Below are 14,371 nucleotides of genomic sequence, written 5' to 3' on the forward strand. Positions count from 1 at the left end.
GCGTGGTGCGGGCTTGTGTAAACTCCTGTTTGAATTATATGTCCTTGAAGAACTGAGTGGCTTCTAACGAAGTTGCAGAGTTTGCTGCAAGAGTTTCCCGATTTTCTGCACGACGCCCGATGTAGTTGGTAAATGAATTATTCAACTCCAATTTCTGTTCTATGCAATAAAATCGAAGTCATAAATTTTGAATGTGAACAACTTGAAAAACTTTTCCATCCTCTGCACTAGGTTGCATCAGCTCAAATTTATATCGTTCTTCCTAGCAAGTTCTAGGATTCTGCTCTTCACAATCCGGGAGCGTTCGAATTGATAAGGAGCGTTAGATTCCGTACGGTATTTTAGGGAGTTTTCAATTTCTCGATGCGCTATCATTAGAATACTCGGATCGAAATATGCTGAGTTGTTAAGGTAGATTTCTCGTACATCGGCCTTATTTTTCTGGATCATTGCCCATTCGTATGGAGCTGTTTTTTCGGTCCAAAACACTTCAGCCTGAGTATATTTTTCAATGGCGGTAGCGTATTCTCCAGACGACTGAGAAAGCTTAAGTCTTTGTTTGTAGTAATTTCCGTAGGCGTTGAGAAACTTTGGATATGCTTGTAACTCGCTAAGTTCCACATCGTCCGGTAGGTCTGGACAACTCTCAAGTGTAGTAGCCATCCGTTCCAACGCACCTGATTCTTGAAAAACTGTATGCAGCCTAAGTTGTGCGTTCGCGAGGGTGTTAACAATTTCGATTGGATAATCTGTTTCTTCCTCTACTAGCTCAAGAAGTAAATTCTCTGCTTGTTGTAACGCAGACAAGTCGCCACGTTCTCCAAGACGTCTCAAACAGAGCGCTTCAAGCAAAATTAGCCGGATGGATTGTTGACTTTCGTTTCCGTATCGGTCTTTCAGAGAATTAATGTGGACAAGACTGTTTTTGAGTAACAGGTTTGATTTTTGACGTGTGGCATGTTCCTGCTGCATTTCAGCTAGGAAGCACACGGTCGGAAACGCAATAAGATCACTCTCTACGCTATTGGCAACCTCAGAGAGTTCCTCAAAGTTGTGAGTGCGCCCTTGGTTTGAAAAATGCAGATATCCGCACTGAATGCAGTCCTCCACAATTTGCTGTGTTAAGCTTGATACTGCATCGTCGTCTTGGATCAGGACCTTTAGCCCTTCATAGGCCTTTGCAAAGTCACGTACAACCAGAGCCTCATCAACAGCAGATAGACGTGACGCGATCCTGTTTGCTTTCGCTGAAGCTTCTTTAGCTGCGTGTGCTAGGTTTTTGTATTTTCGCTCTGAACCAATCACGCCTAGTTTTGCCTCAACCGCTAGTCGGTTCAGAGCGGACAGAATATCTTCAGAAGTTATTTCTTCAAAGCTGCTTACGCCGAGCGCCTGCATTATTTGCTCGTTTGTTATACCTCTATTGTCGCAGAATGCCTCAAACACTGCGACGACGTTAAACCCGTCTCGACCGCTTTCGATTGTGAGATTTATGTCGCGGCCTGCTGCCAGGCTGTGATTATTTGCTCTTATCCTCTTTGCCATTGCTATTCATGTTAACATCTCTTCCGGCAGAGATGCTATTGTTTCTAGCTGAAACATTTTGCCGCGATCTGTTGTTGTATCCAATGTAGAAACGTACAGCTACGAACATCACAAGTGCTGCAACCAACGCAATCCATATCCAGCTACCTGCCAAGAACTCCATTCTAGCCTCCATTTTTGTTGTTCAGCTATATTGTAGTCGGGACAGCCGACAGTGCAACAAGACTTGCGAAGCGGTGCCATCGTCAACGCAACCGCGACCGGATTCGGACTCAGAAAATAGTAACTACAAGACCGGTCGCTGATTTTCCTGAACCAGCCAAAAAGAGTGCGGCTGTGAAATGCTGAACCATTCTTCTGAGCCTATGCAGAGCCTAAGAAACCGCTCAACCTGATAAGTCTTTGATTTTGTGGTGCCCGGGGGCGGAATCGAACCACCGACACGAGGATTTTCAATCCTTGCGCTCTTGGAAGATTCTAGACGGCCTCCTCGAGGTCTTTCCCAATCCAGAGACTAAAAAGAGACTAAGAATTGGAAAGGGCTTAGCGATTCTACGCTAAGCCCTTGAAAATTCTGGCGGACCGAGGAGGATTCGAACCCCCGACCCCTTGATTCGTAGTCAAGTACTCTATCCAGCTGAGCTATCGGTCCACTGCGCCGGGGTTTAGTTGGGCTGGCGTAAAGTTGCAAGCCCATTCCGTTGAAATTCTGGTCAGTATTCCAGCGCATTCCTTCTCTCGACGCTGCCCTGACTTCACACCCCAATGGCGCTGGCACATCAACCTACCGATTTTTGCGGTGAACGCACCTCTGGCTTCGCCGTTAGTGTGCCATCGCCCTTTGGCAGACAAATCGAAAAACATGTGCCCTCTGCGCTGGTCCTGGCCAGTTCCAACGTGCCACCGTGCCCCTTGACCAGCTCGGCGGAGATCGCCAACCCGAGGCCGGATCCCCCTTTGCGTGCGCCGCCCTGAAAGGGCGTGAAGAGATGCTCTTGTGCTTTGGCGGGGAGACCTGGGCCAGTATCGACCACCTCGATCCACCAGGCTTCGTCATCTTCGTATCCTATGACGCTGATCTCGCCGGGTGTTCCAGTTGCCACGAGCGCCTGACGCGCATTGCGGATCAGATTGGCCAACACCCGGTAAAGCTGCTCCGGATCCGCTCTGACGACCATGCCTACGGGAATATCGCAGGCAAATGACATGTCGAAATCCCCCACCGCCAGACGTTCGCTGTCGATCACCTCGTCGACCAGTTCAACAAGCGGCAGCATTGTCAGCGTCGGGCTTGGCTCTTCGGCTTTGCCAAAGGCGAGCGTGCTTTCACACAAATGCACCGCGCGCGTGATCGACCCCACAAGCTTCGGGGCCATTCGTTTCACCGTGGGGTCCTCGCTCATCTCAATCCGGTCCGTGAAGAGCTGCGCGGAGGTCAGGATGTTGCGCAGATCATGGCTGATCTTGCTCACTGCACTGCCCAATTGCGCCAGCCTGTCCTTTTGCCGCAGCGCCTGCGTCAGGTCGGTCTCCAAGGTCTGCAAGGCCTCTTCGGCTTCCCGCAACTCTGTGACGCTGGCCGAGGGCGTGATGATCCGCCGCGCGTCCTCGGGGGCGGCCGCATAGTTCTGCATGTGGCCCACGACCCCTTTGATCGGTTTCAGCAGAAGCGCCCGCATGGCCAAAAACAGCAAGGAGGCTGTGACAATGGAAATCACCGCCGAGAGGATCAGAATTCGGATGCCGTAGTCGATCATCGCGGCGCGCAGCGGGTCGGTCTCCATGGTGATCTCGATCAACAAACCGGCGTCTCGCACCGGCGCGCCGATGACGCGGATCACTTCATTTTCAGAGGCGATAAAACGCGTCAATGCATCCCGGATCAGGACGGCGGCACCGTTGTCTCGCATGTCGAAGGTGCGCGAGATCGGCTGCGGCAACTCGGAGGCCAGCATCAGCTGACGGACCTGATCGCGTCGCAGCACCACATTGAAAACCCCAGCGTTTTCCAGCAGTTCCGCTTCCAGCTCCCGGTCAATCATATCGTCGGCCAATAGCGCCAGCGATGCAATCTGCGCGCGCTCCAGACGGTTCATCATGTAGTCTTCGCGAAACCGCGCAATGGATGGCACGAAGATCAGCACTTCTGCCAGCATCACGAAGATGGTGGTCAGAATGACCAGTCGTCCTGAAAGCGAATTCATCATGTCAGCGATAACGTTTCATGGCACGACGCGTTGAACAAGCCCTACAATCTTTTTGACCAACGGGCTGTCAAACAGTCGCGGACTAAAATACGCGCCCGCCACACGTTTGTTGACCTCGCCAATTGTCGGATAGGGCGCGACCATCGCTGCGATCTGGCTCATCTTCATTTTGTTGGCCAGGGCAAGCGCCCAGAGGTTGATCAATTCACCGGCCTGATAGCCGACAATTGACGCGCCAACAGGTCGACCCTTGACCACCATGACCTTGATGAACCCCTTGGTCTTGCGTTCGGCAATCGCCCGGTCGTTGTGATGATAAGGGAAACGCACGACTTCGAGATTGATGCCATGTTCCTTTTTGGCCTGCGCCTCGGTCATGCCGACCTGCGCCAATTCCGGATCGGTATAGGTGGCCCACGGAATATGGGCGGTTTTCGCCTTTGACGGCAGTGCAAAGAGCATCGAACGGATAATCACGCCCGCATGATACCCTGCAACATGAGTGAATTGCAGGCCGCCTGCAGCATCGCCAATGGCATAGACGCGTCGGTTGGTGGTGCGCAGGCTGGCGTCAACCTTGATCCCCGTGCGCGTGGTCTCAATACCGGCCGCCTCCAGGTTCAGCTTGTCGGTATTGGTCTTGCGTCCCACCGCCATCAACAAATGTGTGCCTTTGATGGATCGACCGTCCTCGGTCACGACCTCAATGGCACCGGCTTTGCCTTTGATCTCAGCGGCTTTGGCATCCTCCTCGATCACCACCCCTTCGTCTTTGAGGCTGTCGAGCACCACCTGCGCCAGTTCCGGATCGTCCTTGCCAAGCGCCTTGGCGCCCTCGATGACTGTGACCTTACTGCCCAGGCGAATATGCGCCTGCGCCATCTCCATGCCGATGGGTCCGCCGCCAATGATCAACAGATGTTTCGGTGTCTCGCGCAGATCAAACAGGGTTTCGTTGGTTTCAAATGGGACGGTGTCCAACCCGGGGATCGGCGGCACCAGCGGGGAGGAGCCCGTGGCAATCACGATCCGGCGCGCCTGGATCACGGTATCACCCGCCTGCACTTCGGTGGGCGAGATGAAATGCCCAAATTCGCGGATCACCTTGACGCCCAGCCCTTCAAACCGCTCCTGACTGTCGACTGGTTCAATCTGCGCAATAACGTTGGCTACATGGTCTTTGGCCGCTGCATAATCGACCTTACCCGCGACATCTGCCACGCCATATTGCGCGGCGTTCCGTTGCGCATAGGCGGCCTTGCCGCTGGCGATCAGGGCCTTGGACGGCACGCAGCCATAGTTCAGACAGTCGCCGCCCATCTTGTGACCTTCAAGCAGCATCACATCCGCGCCCATCTGCACCGCGCCGGCAGCGACCGACAACCCACCGGAGCCTGCTCCGATGATCAAAATATCCGTTTTCACGCGTGTCACTTGCTCAGGTCTTTCTTGCCGGTCACAGCTTTGACGATCACGGGCAGTAGTGAAAGCGCGCTCAACCCCAGGATCGGCAGCAGGATGTGAGGTTCAAAGATCAGGCCGAAATTCGGGGTCTCTCCACGCTCGAAGACCTCACCAAGCCCCGCGCCTACCGAGGAATACACCAGGGACCCCGGAATGATCCCCAGAAAGGTGGAGACGAAAAAGCGATAAAGCGGCACGGCCAAAAAGGCCGGGATCAGATTGGCGACAAAAAATGGCACCGCGGGCACCAGGCGAATGAAAAACAGCATGGACCATTGGTTTTCATCGAGGCCCTTCTTGATCTTGTTGATGGCCCCCTGGGAGGCGTCCATCCGTTCCTTTAGCTTTTCACCTAGGCCGTGGCGTGCGGCCAGAAAGATGATCGTCGCCCCCAGCGTGGCACCCGTGACACTGAATAAGGACCCCGCCAGCGTTCCAAAGAGGAAACCGCCGGTAAGCGTCGCGATCAAGGCACCCGGTAGGGAAAACCCGACAATCACCACATAGGCAATCACAAAACCAAGGACAGTCAGCAGGTAGTGGCCATCACGAAAGGCGATCAGCGCTTCCCTATTGTCGCGCAGCGCGTCAAAACTGAGGTAATCGCGCAGCGTAAACGCACCCAGCACGGCCACGGCCAAGATGATGATCAGGGGCAGATTGCGCATCAGGCCGGGTTTTGCGTCTTGCGTCATATCTGACATTACTCTGTCCTTTCGGGGCGCGGGTTTCAATTCCAATGGTAGATGACTGTTTTGAGCAGGCTTCGATAGGGCTATCACGGGCGCTTGATCCAGCGTGACAGATTGACCGCCACAGACATCCGAAAGTGTGGGTATTTGAAACAAGTTGACGATTTGCCGAGAACCCCGCCGGAAAATATTGCAATCTTTCGTAATATTGCGGCCAGAGGGTTTGACTTGGGCGCGAGAGCATATTAGTGCACGGGCTTCGAATAACACCTGATGGGCAGCGATTCCGCGCGGCGCGTCAGCAGACATGGAGACGGAGCGATGAAACGCACCTTTCAACCCTCGAACCTCGTGCGCAAACGGCGCCACGGTTTCCGCGCGCGCATGGCGACCAAAGCCGGTCGCAAGATCATCAACGCGCGCCGCGCCCAAGGCCGGAAGTCGCTGAGCGCTTAAAAGCGCCACAGGCAAGGTCCAAAGACATGACACCGCCGCAAGCTTCTCCGTCAGGCACCATTGCCTCAGGAGACACCCTTGAGGCGGTTTCTTTGCGTTTGAGCACATTAACAAAACGCGCGGACTTTCAACGCGCCGCACGGGCGTCTCGTGTCGCCACCCCCGGTTTCATTCTGCAAATGCGACGGCGGCCCATTGGCGAGGCGACGGGCATCCGGGTCGGCTTCACCTGTTCCAAAAAAGTCGGCAACGCGGTTGCGCGCAATCGCGCCAAGCGACGGTTGCGCGAAATTGCACGGCTGGTGCTTGGTCGCCATGGGCGCGACGGCATGGATTACGTTCTGATCGGCAGGCATGAGATGACCGACAAGCTGCCCTTCGCACAGTTGCAGGCCGACTTGTTGGGTGCGGTGCACAATTTGCACAGCAAAGCCGGATGACCCCCCTCGCCCGCGTTCTGTCACTTCCCATTTACGCGTATCGCCTGCTCTTCAGCCCGTGGGTCGGGCACAACTGCCGCTTTCAACCCACCTGCAGTGCCTACGCGCTCGAAGCGCTGCAAAAGCATGGTGGTATCAAGGGTGGGCTTTTGACGCTAAGACGCCTTTCCCGCTGCCATCCTCGGGGCAGCGATGGGTATGATCCGGTACCAGACCCTGACACCGATCGCTGAACGGCGCGTCAGGGCTGTTTTTCGAAAGTGATGATCACTTCGCCGATGTCCACACCATATTTCTTCATATAGGCCCGGTTCAGCACGCGCGTGTCGCTGAGTTTCCACATCCAGTCATCGAACTGAATATTTGAAAGCGACAGGACGCCCGCTGGCGCAAGCCAGACAAAAGCCAGAACGGCGAGCAAGACGGGCATTGCCCCCAACGAGGCAAATTCCAGCATGTCATTCTGGGTCAGCCATGCTTTCTGACGCGGCATCTGTAGCACCGGTGCAGCGAGGGCCATCACGACACAGATTGGGACGTAAAGTGGTCCAAGAAAGAGACCAACGGCCCCTAAGACCACCGCTGCCCCAAAGAGATACGGACCGGCACCGGCCGACATCCAAGCGCGCTTTACAAATGAAGCTCTTGGCGCAGCCATTTTATGCCGCCCCTGATACTGCAAGATACGCGAATAGAACGAAGATGAGCGTGGCCAGAACCGTGCGTGGAAAGTGCAAACGGCCCCAACCTCCCAAGTCTTTGGTCATCTGATCGGAGTTAATGTCTGAGCCTTCGGCCATGATGCGGTTGTTCACCGGCATCAGGATTTTGATCGTGTAGGGACCACTGACCTGCAGAACGACGCCACCGATCAGCCAAAGCCAGCCACCTCCCATTAGTGATATGACAAGGCTCAGGCCAAGCACGATCAGAGACAGAACGAGCTGCATATGGGCTGACTTGTGGAAGAACGGGGCGAAGAATTCCACCGCCGTGGCGCGGCTTGTTGCCATCATGGCTGGATAGGCAACGGCTGAGGCTGCAACCGCATAGCCGTAGACCGCCCCCATGATCGTCAGGTTCAGGATAATCAGGATATCAAGCATTAGGCACCTCCCGCCCGGGCTGCGCCGAGCCGCCAAAAGGCGGGCTCAGCGGAACTCGAAAGCCTCTGTGTGAATTTGACTGCGCGACACACCCTCGGACCGAAGGTCTTTCATAATCCCATCGACCATCGGCTTTGGACCGCACATGAAGTAATCGTAAGTGCCCAGCGGGTCGGGCAGTTTCAGCTTCATCATATCGACACGGGCGAAATTGCCTTCATCAGAGAAGAGCGGAACGATGGTCACATTACCAAGCTCAGCGGCACGGTCTTTCAGCTCTTCCAGAAAGATCGCATCCTGTTCTTCGCGCGCGGCATAGACCAGATGGATTTGGCGCTCATCGCCTATCTCCATCGCACGCAGCTTGGACAGGAATGGTGTGAGGCCGATGCCGCCGGCCAACCAGATTTGTTTCTTCCCGGCGTGTGTCGCATCAAATCGCCCATAAGGGCCGCGCACCTGCACCTTACCACCAGGTTGCAATTCTTCGCGGACCCTCCTGGTCCAGTCGCCCAGCACCTTCATGGTGAAGCGCAGTTTGTCTTCGCCCGGTGCGCTGGAAACTGTAAACGGGTGTGGCTCGTTCCAGCCCTTGCCTTCAACTTCCACAAAGGCGAACTGGCCGGGCTTGAAGTCGAGCATCTTACCGACGGGTTTCAGCACCACCTCTGTGGCGCGTTCGAGCGCGTTGACCGCCTCAATCTCAAACGGCAGTGCCGTGCGCTTGTTCATGCCAAAGACCGAGTAAAACAACGCGACCAAACCGATAGCGGCAGCGATGATCATGATGATCCCCGAGGCACTGAACCGTTCAAAGAAGATGTCCGGCGCCGTCATGAAGTGGCCGATGATCAGAAAGTAGACCAGGCCCATGACTTTGTGCGTTGGGCGCCAGCGCGAGTAACGGATTTTCCGGTTCAGAGCGATGAAAAGGCCGATCACAAGAAAAATCAGACCCAGCATACCTAAAGGCCCGGATGGGAAGATCGCATTCGCTATCGGGTCCACCCCTTCCGGCAATTCCTTTGGGACACCGAAGAAGTGAACAAGAGCTGTGAGAGCCGCGAAGACGCCTGCAACGCGATGAACCTGATACATGCGGTCGAGACCGCCAAACCAGTCTTCAAACACCTCCAAGCGCGTAGACAGGATGATCGAACTGGTCATCAAGAGGAACGCGATGCCACCAAGCATCACCGTACCTGTCGTGCGCGGATCATGCTGTTGAGGTGGAAATGCAAGATGAACCACTGCAAAGACCAGAACCAGTCCGACAATGGCAAAGATGCCCTTTTTCTGAAGCATAGCTGCCCCCTCCATAATGGTGCTGGCGTTATTCGACAGGTGCGGGATTAATGGCCGCACGGAGCGCAACCATGACTGAGAAGCCCGAAGTGAACTCGTCTTCTGTCAGGACCGCATCGTTGTCCGCGTCTGCACGTTGAAAATCCGCCCCAAGCGAGAGACGATGTTCACGAGGTGAAATAGCGCCGTCGCCATCGCGATCCCAGAAAGCGAAAACAACCCGAAGCGCTGTTTCATAGGCATCCTCGCGGCCCGCTTCACGCGCCAAAGGTTCCATCCCGTAGTCCCAGGACAGAAATTCGCCAAGCGAGAGGCGATTGTCCTGATCACTGTCCATGGAAACAAAAACGTCGCTGCCAAAATTCGAGAATTCGCCCTGGTCGATAAAACCACGGTCGGCCCGGTCGAGTGATGCGAAAGCCATCTGCGCGAGGCGGTGGCCCTCGTTCTCTTCTTGGGCCGTTACCGGTGTTCCCAAAACGATCAATGCCGTGAGTGAACAAGCGATGATTTTACGGGTGGCGAGCATTGTTTGATCTCCGTTGGTTAGGTGGTGAGTCGAAATCACTGCCTTGACTTGCATATGCGATACTTGCATTTGTAAGACTTGTAAATGCTAAAACAACCGCAACACTTGCACGCTGCAAGCATTGGAGCTATGCCGATGGTCAGGGGATGCTTCCTGATGACTCAGATTGAATTGAAGGATCATCGGCGCGAAGAGAGCTTTGGCTTTCTGATCCAGACCATTGCTCGGACGCTGGACGCAAAGATGAAGGTCGAACTTGAGAAAATCGGCGTAGATATCAAAATCTTCGCCAACCTGATGATGCTCGGTCAACAGGACGGGATCAACCAGCGTGAGATCGGCCAACGGCTTAATTTTCCTGAGTACTTCACCAGTCGCAACGTCGATGCGTTAGTCGATGCTGGACTTGCCGAACGTCGTCCTGATCCTGACAGTCGCCGGTCTTTTCTGGTCTTCCTGACTGATCAGGGCAGAGCAAAGGCTGAGGAGCTTCCAGCTATCGTGCGCGCCGTGAATGACGATGTTCTTGGGGACTTGAGTGCCAAAGAACGTCAGACGGTAATCGCTCTCTTGCAAAGAGTCGCAGGTGTTGCCCGAAGCTAAGAGGGCACAATGACAAACCTAAAACTGGCGGTCTTGATGGCCGCGATTCTCGGCGCTGGAGCTCTTTTCGGCTTCTACTTCACCATGTCGGTTTCGATCATGCCGGGGCTTGATTTGACCGAACCCTATGCGGCGATTAAAGCAAATCAGGACATCGGACGAGCCACCCAATAATCGCTTTGGTTCGTGGCCCTCTTGGGCACTCCGATTGCCCTTCTTGCCTGTATCGCACTCTACTGGAAGGCTCGGCTCGTCCGGAACTGGCTTGTCCTTGGTATGGCAGGATGGATTGCGATGATGGTCGTAACTGTCCTCTTTAATGTGCCGCTCAACCAGATCTTGGATGGGCTAACGATCACACCTGACCAAGCCAATTTTGCTGATCTTTGGGCCAGCTACAGCGTGGACTGGCAGAAATGGAACTGGCTTCGTGTGCTGACGAGCGGTATCTCACTTGTCGCAATCGCGTTAGCTATTCGAAACACCCAAGTTCGGTACTAGCGTCCATCCGCGAAATACGTTCGTATGCGGTCGCAGCCGTCGTTGGAGCAAATACTGCATCTGGCCCGCAGGTCCAAATGGCTTGGAGAACGATGGCCCAAGCCTGCCGTTGAACAGGGCCGCTCAATGCTGCGCCAGCAGCCCGCATTGCTGCCATTCGCCGCCGATAAAATAACGGCGCAGGTTGGTAATCCCGGCTCAACGCATGTCGCGCAGTGTTGGAGTTGGTCTGGTTTCCAAGTCGTCGACCCGTTCTCTCGTTGGAAGATCAGCTAGGTCATGGCCCTTACGCGGTCTTGCAGTAATGGGATGAGACTATTGGAAAACCATGGGTTCGACTTAAGCCACTTGTTGTTCCTGGGGCTCGGGTGAGGAAGGACAATCTTCTCGGGCCACAAGTCTGACCAGGCCTTCACAGCTTCCGTGACAGAATGATTGGCGTAATCGTGCAGATGCCAATTGATCGCATAGCGTCCGATTACAATGGTGAGCTCAACAGAGCCCAAAGCCTGCAAAACCTGACTACGCCAGGCTTTGGCACATTCAGAGCGCGGCGGCAGGTCGCCGCTGTTGCCGGTTCCATGATAGCAGAACCCCATCGGCAGAATCGCGATCTTCGATGCATCGTAGAAAGTCTCGCGGGACACGCCCAACCAGTCCCGGAGCCTGTTCCCCGACGGATCGTCAAACGGGATGCCTTTGTGATGGGTGATGCGCCCGGGTGCCTGCCCTGCGATCAGGATCTTGGACGCCGCATTGAACTGCAGAATGGGTCGGGGTCCCAGAGGAAGATCCTCACAGAGGTCGCATGACATAATGCTGCCGATCAGGTCAGTGTTTCGGTTTGACTGCATGCGGCCCTCCGCTATGGCATGGACGGCGCCTCTGCGCCGCCCTCTGCCGATTGAGGTACTTCAGATCGCCGCAGGGCGATCTTCGGGTTGATGCAGGCCAACCACGGCCAAAACCGTCAGGCCGAGGATCATGTAATACCAGAAATCGAGGCCAGCAAAGCCAAGCACGATTGGAGCGACCACGAATGCGATCCCGACAAGACCGTCCACCGCCAAATGCAGCGCGTACGGCAAGACCCGAATGACACCGAGGTGATGGTCGGTCAAAACGGTGAGGGCGAAAGCAGCGACGCCCGTGGCAACAGACAGCCAGAACGCCAATGCATTCTCGGCACCGAGGCCAAAGAGAAACGGCATTGCAATCAGGCCAAGTGCGACCGGGTAGTCCAGATAAGCGTGAATCGATTTCGTGACAAAACGGGGAAACATGGTGGCTTGTCCTTTTCTTCGGATGCTGTGTGTAACTTAGACAGGACAAAGATAGGGGTGCGCTTTCGGTCGATACATGCGGGATCGTCCGCAAATTTGTGCAGATCGTTCAGACTGTTGAACTTTCGGCTAGGATGGCTTTGCGGAACTCAGCCGGCGACATCCCCGCCTCTTTCTTGAAGGTGCGGGCAAACGCAGAATCCGACGCGTAGCCCGCGCTTTCTGCTGCGTCCGTCAAGGATGAGCCGGGCAACAGGAGCACTTTCTTTGCAATCTCCATGCGCCATTTGGTGACATAGTCGATGGGCGTCATATCCATCGCCTTTTGAAACTGAACGGCAAAACTGGTCCTGGACATGCCCGCAACTTGCGCCAGTGTCTCGACCGTCCAACTGTCCGCGGGGGCCTTGTGAAAGGCGTCCAGCGCCCGGCTCAGATTTCGGTCGGCAAACGCCCCCAAACCCCATTCCGGGGCATCACTGCTTTCGATGAAGGTTCGAACCGCTTGCGCAAAAATGGTTTCAGACATCTTCAGGGCGATCAGATCGCCGCCCATCTTTTGGCCACCGGATTCCTCGCCGATCATCCGTAACGTAGCCTCCATCCAACGGCCCGCACTCTCACCATAATTCTTGAGATGGATGATGGGTGGCAGACGCTCCATCAGGATATGGCGCGCATGAGGTTCGAACGAAAAATGACCGCAGATCAACTGTGTTTCGCTTTGTGGCTCCTCGCCGCCATAGACCAGCACGCCGGTCCCGGTGAAACGCGAAACTTCCAGAACCGTATCAAGGGGCATGATCGTCCGCTCGGGGTCGTGTCCACAATAGAGCGCGTGCGGCGCGCCATGCGGAATGATCACCAAGTCTCCCTGAGCCAGATCGACGGGATCATCGACACCCTCGACGCGGATAAGGCAATTGCCACGGTGCGCGAAGTGAAACCGTGCCACGTTCTCGTACCGCGGAACGGCGACGCCCCATGGCTTGGTGAAAGACGTGCGGAAATAGATCGTTCCACGCATGGACAGGTTCGTCAGGATGTCACTGAGAAGGTCAAGCATGCGCAAATCATATGGAACCGGGTGAAACTGTACAGAGGTCTGAACGATCTGCACAGCATTTGGGACGCATGCGCATTCAAACACACGCAAATGAGGGGCTATTCAAACGGAGTCCAACCTCAAAGGAGACTCCAAGATGAAAAAGCTGCTTTCCACCTTCGCCGTATTGCTCGCCATGACAGCTGTTCAGGCATCTGCACAGGATGTCGCCGACATGAGCGATCTTGAATACGCCCATATCGCCTACACCGCTGACAACATCGACATTCGTTACGCGCATCTGGCACTTGCACTGTCCAGCAATCCCGACATCCACGACTTCGCCAACACCATGATCCGCGACCATACCGCAGTGAACGCGGCAGCGTTGGAACTGCTGGACAAGCTAGGCGCAACGGCCCAGGACAATGCGGTCAGCCAGACGCTCAATGCCAATGCCGAAGAGATCATCAACGGCTTTGTCAAACTGCGCGGGGCGGAGTTCGACGCAGCCTATGCGGCCAACGAACTGGCCTACCATCAGGCCGTGAACGCACTGGTCGAAAACACCATGATCCCCAACATTGACAACGAAGAGGTTCGGGCGTTGTTCGTACAAGGTTTGGAAATCTTCAAGGCGCACGAACACCACGCCGAAATGATGGTCAAGGCGCTTCAGTGATGACGCGCAGGCCCACGCGTCGAAGCGTGATGGTCGGAACGGCTGCGATGGCAGCCGTTCCTGTTCCAATTACCCTGCTGGCGGATACCGGAAAGGTGCACGAGGTCGAGATCAGATCGTTTGAGTTCGACCCAAGCCTGATTCACGTCCGCATCGGTGATATGATCCGATGGATCAACAAAGACCTTGCGCCGCACACAGCAACTGCTGATGAATTTGGTTGGGATACCGGTGCTTTGGAAAAGGATGCCATCGGTGAAGTGTGGGTAACAGACGGAATGGAGACAACCTACTTCTGTGCCTTTCACCCGCACATGAAGGGGCGGATTGAGATCATTCATTAGCCGACCAATGGGGCCGCAAGTTTGCTGGAACCAACTACTTGTCTGCGCCTTGCGCAACGCAGGGGACAACCAAAGACCGCAATATACGCCAGCGGCCCAAAGCATGCGTAATTGGGCTGACCCTGAACTGAGGTCGAGCTCCCGATAGGATCACAGGATATCTGTGAAC

18 protein-coding genes, 1 tRNA gene and 1 pseudogene are annotated in these 14,371 nt (G+C 55.0%); 8 read left to right on the forward strand and 12 right to left on the reverse strand.

Annotation, left to right across the window (positions count from 1 at the left end):
- Positions 1–237: 237 nt before the first annotated feature.
- The 5 genes from Q1A20_RS24650 to Q1A20_RS24670 all read right to left on the reverse strand — a co-directional run bounded on the left by Q1A20_RS24650 (position 238) and on the right by Q1A20_RS24670 (position 5,920).
- Positions 238–1,545 (reverse strand): hypothetical protein, encoded by a 1,308-nt coding sequence (locus tag Q1A20_RS24650; RefSeq protein WP_299919357.1) that lies wholly within the window; start codon positions 1,543–1,545, stop codon positions 238–240.
- 575 nt (positions 1,546–2,120) lie between these two features.
- Positions 2,121–2,197, reverse strand: a tRNA-Arg gene (locus Q1A20_RS24655).
- A 127-nt stretch (positions 2,198–2,324) separates the two neighbouring features.
- The gene (locus tag Q1A20_RS24660; RefSeq protein WP_298974985.1) at positions 2,325–3,752 is read right to left on the reverse strand and encodes a HAMP domain-containing sensor histidine kinase; all 1,428 of its coding nucleotides are present in this window, start codon (positions 3,750–3,752) and stop codon (positions 2,325–2,327) included.
- 15 nt (positions 3,753–3,767) lie between these two features.
- A complete protein-coding gene (locus Q1A20_RS24665) occupies positions 3,768–5,186 on the reverse strand; it encodes an FAD-dependent oxidoreductase (RefSeq protein ID WP_299919360.1) in 1,419 nt (472 codons plus the stop codon).
- Complete coding sequence (locus Q1A20_RS24670) at positions 5,183–5,920, reverse strand: TVP38/TMEM64 family protein (protein ID WP_298974982.1); 738 nt, start codon at positions 5,918–5,920, stop codon at positions 5,183–5,185. Before Q1A20_RS24670 ends, Q1A20_RS24665 begins: the two co-directional genes overlap by 4 nt.
- Before the next feature lie 309 nt (positions 5,921–6,229).
- Here Q1A20_RS24670 and rpmH point away from each other — a divergent pair, with 309 nt between their 5' ends.
- Genes rpmH through yidD form a run of 3 tightly spaced genes read left to right on the forward strand, consistent with a single transcriptional unit; the run spans position 6,230 to position 7,037 of the window.
- Complete coding sequence (gene rpmH / locus Q1A20_RS24675) at positions 6,230–6,364, forward strand: 50S ribosomal protein L34 (protein ID WP_007118882.1); 135 nt, start codon at positions 6,230–6,232, stop codon at positions 6,362–6,364.
- 26 nt (positions 6,365–6,390) lie between these two features.
- Entirely contained in the window at positions 6,391–6,804 is a 414-nt protein-coding gene (gene rnpA, locus Q1A20_RS24680) for a ribonuclease P protein component (protein ID WP_299919363.1), read from the forward strand.
- The gene (gene yidD, locus Q1A20_RS24685; protein WP_299919366.1) at positions 6,801–7,037 is read left to right on the forward strand and encodes a membrane protein insertion efficiency factor YidD; all 237 of its coding nucleotides are present in this window, start codon (positions 6,801–6,803) and stop codon (positions 7,035–7,037) included. Before rnpA ends, yidD begins: the two co-directional genes overlap by 4 nt.
- Positions 7,038–7,045: 8 nt before the next feature.
- On the opposite strand, the pseudogene Q1A20_RS24690 reads toward yidD, so the two are convergent.
- The 4 genes and pseudogenes from Q1A20_RS24690 to Q1A20_RS24705 all read right to left on the reverse strand — a co-directional run.
- A pseudogene (locus tag Q1A20_RS24690) lies at positions 7,046–7,165 on the reverse strand (DUF3833 family protein); the annotation flags it as partial.
- Between the two features lie 298 nt (positions 7,166–7,463).
- The gene (locus Q1A20_RS24695) at positions 7,464–7,910 is read right to left on the reverse strand and encodes a DUF1772 domain-containing protein (protein ID WP_299410897.1); all 447 of its coding nucleotides are present in this window, start codon (positions 7,908–7,910) and stop codon (positions 7,464–7,466) included.
- Positions 7,911–7,955: 45 nt separating this feature from the next.
- Positions 7,956–9,215 carry a ferredoxin reductase family protein gene (locus tag Q1A20_RS24700; protein ID WP_299919368.1) on the reverse strand — a complete coding sequence of 420 codons (1,260 nt, stop codon included), beginning with the start codon at positions 9,213–9,215 and terminating at the stop codon, positions 7,956–7,958.
- Positions 9,216–9,243: 28 nt separating this feature from the next.
- Positions 9,244–9,798, reverse strand: coding sequence for a signal transduction protein (locus Q1A20_RS24705; RefSeq protein ID WP_299410900.1), 555 nt, complete (start codon positions 9,796–9,798; stop codon positions 9,244–9,246).
- A 102-nt stretch (positions 9,799–9,900) separates the two neighbouring features.
- On the opposite strand from Q1A20_RS24705, the gene Q1A20_RS24710 reads away from it, so the two are divergent.
- Genes Q1A20_RS24710 through Q1A20_RS24720 form a run of 3 tightly spaced genes read left to right on the forward strand, consistent with a single transcriptional unit; the run spans position 9,901 to position 10,848 of the window.
- Positions 9,901–10,347 carry a MarR family transcriptional regulator gene (locus Q1A20_RS24710; RefSeq protein ID WP_299410902.1) on the forward strand — a complete coding sequence of 149 codons (447 nt, stop codon included), beginning with the start codon at positions 9,901–9,903 and terminating at the stop codon, positions 10,345–10,347.
- Positions 10,348–10,356: 9 nt separating this feature from the next.
- Positions 10,357–10,521, forward strand: a complete 165-nt coding sequence (locus Q1A20_RS24715) for a hypothetical protein (protein WP_299410903.1) — start codon at positions 10,357–10,359, stop codon at positions 10,519–10,521.
- A 12-nt stretch (positions 10,522–10,533) separates the two neighbouring features.
- Entirely contained in the window at positions 10,534–10,848 is a 315-nt protein-coding gene (locus Q1A20_RS24720; RefSeq protein WP_299919371.1) for an anthrone oxygenase family protein, read from the forward strand.
- 272 nt (positions 10,849–11,120) lie between these two features.
- Here Q1A20_RS24720 and Q1A20_RS24725 read toward each other — a convergent pair whose 3' ends face one another.
- The 3 genes from Q1A20_RS24725 to Q1A20_RS24735 form a co-directional block, all read right to left on the reverse strand.
- Complete coding sequence (locus tag Q1A20_RS24725) at positions 11,121–11,702, reverse strand: uracil-DNA glycosylase family protein (protein ID WP_299919373.1); 582 nt, start codon at positions 11,700–11,702, stop codon at positions 11,121–11,123.
- A 60-nt stretch (positions 11,703–11,762) separates the two neighbouring features.
- Positions 11,763–12,131 (reverse strand): hypothetical protein, encoded by a 369-nt coding sequence (locus Q1A20_RS24730; protein ID WP_298968228.1) that lies wholly within the window; start codon positions 12,129–12,131, stop codon positions 11,763–11,765.
- A 109-nt stretch (positions 12,132–12,240) separates the two neighbouring features.
- On the reverse strand, positions 12,241–13,197 hold the full coding sequence (locus Q1A20_RS24735) for an AraC family transcriptional regulator (RefSeq protein WP_299919375.1): 957 nt from the start codon (positions 13,195–13,197) through the stop codon (positions 12,241–12,243).
- 136 nt (positions 13,198–13,333) lie between these two features.
- Here Q1A20_RS24735 and Q1A20_RS24740 point away from each other — a divergent pair, with 136 nt between their 5' ends.
- Together Q1A20_RS24740 and Q1A20_RS24745 are read left to right on the forward strand one after the other, a co-directional pair.
- A complete protein-coding gene (locus Q1A20_RS24740; protein ID WP_299410908.1) occupies positions 13,334–13,858 on the forward strand; it encodes a DUF4142 domain-containing protein in 525 nt (174 codons plus the stop codon).
- On the forward strand, positions 13,858–14,202 hold the full coding sequence (locus Q1A20_RS24745) for a copper-binding protein (RefSeq protein WP_299410909.1): 345 nt from the start codon (positions 13,858–13,860) through the stop codon (positions 14,200–14,202). The genes Q1A20_RS24740 and Q1A20_RS24745 overlap by 1 nt, the downstream gene beginning before the upstream one ends.
- The last annotated feature ends 169 nt before the right edge of the window (positions 14,203–14,371 follow it).

This window comes from uncultured Roseobacter sp. (assembly GCF_947501835.1).
GTDB lineage: Bacteria > Pseudomonadota > Alphaproteobacteria > Rhodobacterales > Rhodobacteraceae > Roseobacter.

What these genes read in the sequence shown, in the direction of transcription:
- Q1A20_RS24650 (WP_299919357.1), bottom strand. Translation starts at nt 1,545, where the DNA reads ATGGCAAAGAGGATAAGAGCAAATAATCACAGCCTGGCAGCAGGCCGC.
- Q1A20_RS24660 (WP_298974985.1), bottom strand. Translation starts at nt 3,752, where the DNA reads ATGATGAATTCGCTTTCAGGACGACTGGTCATTCTGACCACCATCTTC.
- Q1A20_RS24670 (WP_298974982.1), bottom strand. Translation starts at nt 5,920, where the DNA reads ATGTCAGATATGACGCAAGACGCAAAACCCGGCCTGATGCGCAATCTG.
- rpmH (WP_007118882.1), top strand. Translation starts at nt 6,230, where the DNA reads ATGAAACGCACCTTTCAACCCTCGAACCTCGTGCGCAAACGGCGCCAC.
- rnpA (WP_299919363.1), top strand. Translation starts at nt 6,391, where the DNA reads ATGACACCGCCGCAAGCTTCTCCGTCAGGCACCATTGCCTCAGGAGAC.
- yidD (WP_299919366.1), top strand. Translation starts at nt 6,801, where the DNA reads ATGACCCCCCTCGCCCGCGTTCTGTCACTTCCCATTTACGCGTATCGC.
- Q1A20_RS24695 (WP_299410897.1), bottom strand. Translation starts at nt 7,910, where the DNA reads ATGCTTGATATCCTGATTATCCTGAACCTGACGATCATGGGGGCGGTC.
- Q1A20_RS24700 (WP_299919368.1), bottom strand. Translation starts at nt 9,215, where the DNA reads ATGCTTCAGAAAAAGGGCATCTTTGCCATTGTCGGACTGGTTCTGGTC.
- Q1A20_RS24705 (WP_299410900.1), bottom strand. Translation starts at nt 9,798, where the DNA reads ATGCAAGTCAAGGCAGTGATTTCGACTCACCACCTAACCAACGGAGAT.
- Q1A20_RS24710 (WP_299410902.1), top strand. Translation starts at nt 9,901, where the DNA reads ATGACTCAGATTGAATTGAAGGATCATCGGCGCGAAGAGAGCTTTGGC.
- Q1A20_RS24715 (WP_299410903.1), top strand. Translation starts at nt 10,357, where the DNA reads ATGACAAACCTAAAACTGGCGGTCTTGATGGCCGCGATTCTCGGCGCT.
- Q1A20_RS24725 (WP_299919373.1), bottom strand. Translation starts at nt 11,702, where the DNA reads ATGCAGTCAAACCGAAACACTGACCTGATCGGCAGCATTATGTCATGC.
- Q1A20_RS24730 (WP_298968228.1), bottom strand. Translation starts at nt 12,131, where the DNA reads ATGTTTCCCCGTTTTGTCACGAAATCGATTCACGCTTATCTGGACTAC.
- Q1A20_RS24735 (WP_299919375.1), bottom strand. Translation starts at nt 13,197, where the DNA reads ATGCTTGACCTTCTCAGTGACATCCTGACGAACCTGTCCATGCGTGGA.
- Q1A20_RS24740 (WP_299410908.1), top strand. Translation starts at nt 13,334, where the DNA reads ATGAAAAAGCTGCTTTCCACCTTCGCCGTATTGCTCGCCATGACAGCT.
- Q1A20_RS24745 (WP_299410909.1), top strand. Translation starts at nt 13,858, where the DNA reads ATGACGCGCAGGCCCACGCGTCGAAGCGTGATGGTCGGAACGGCTGCG.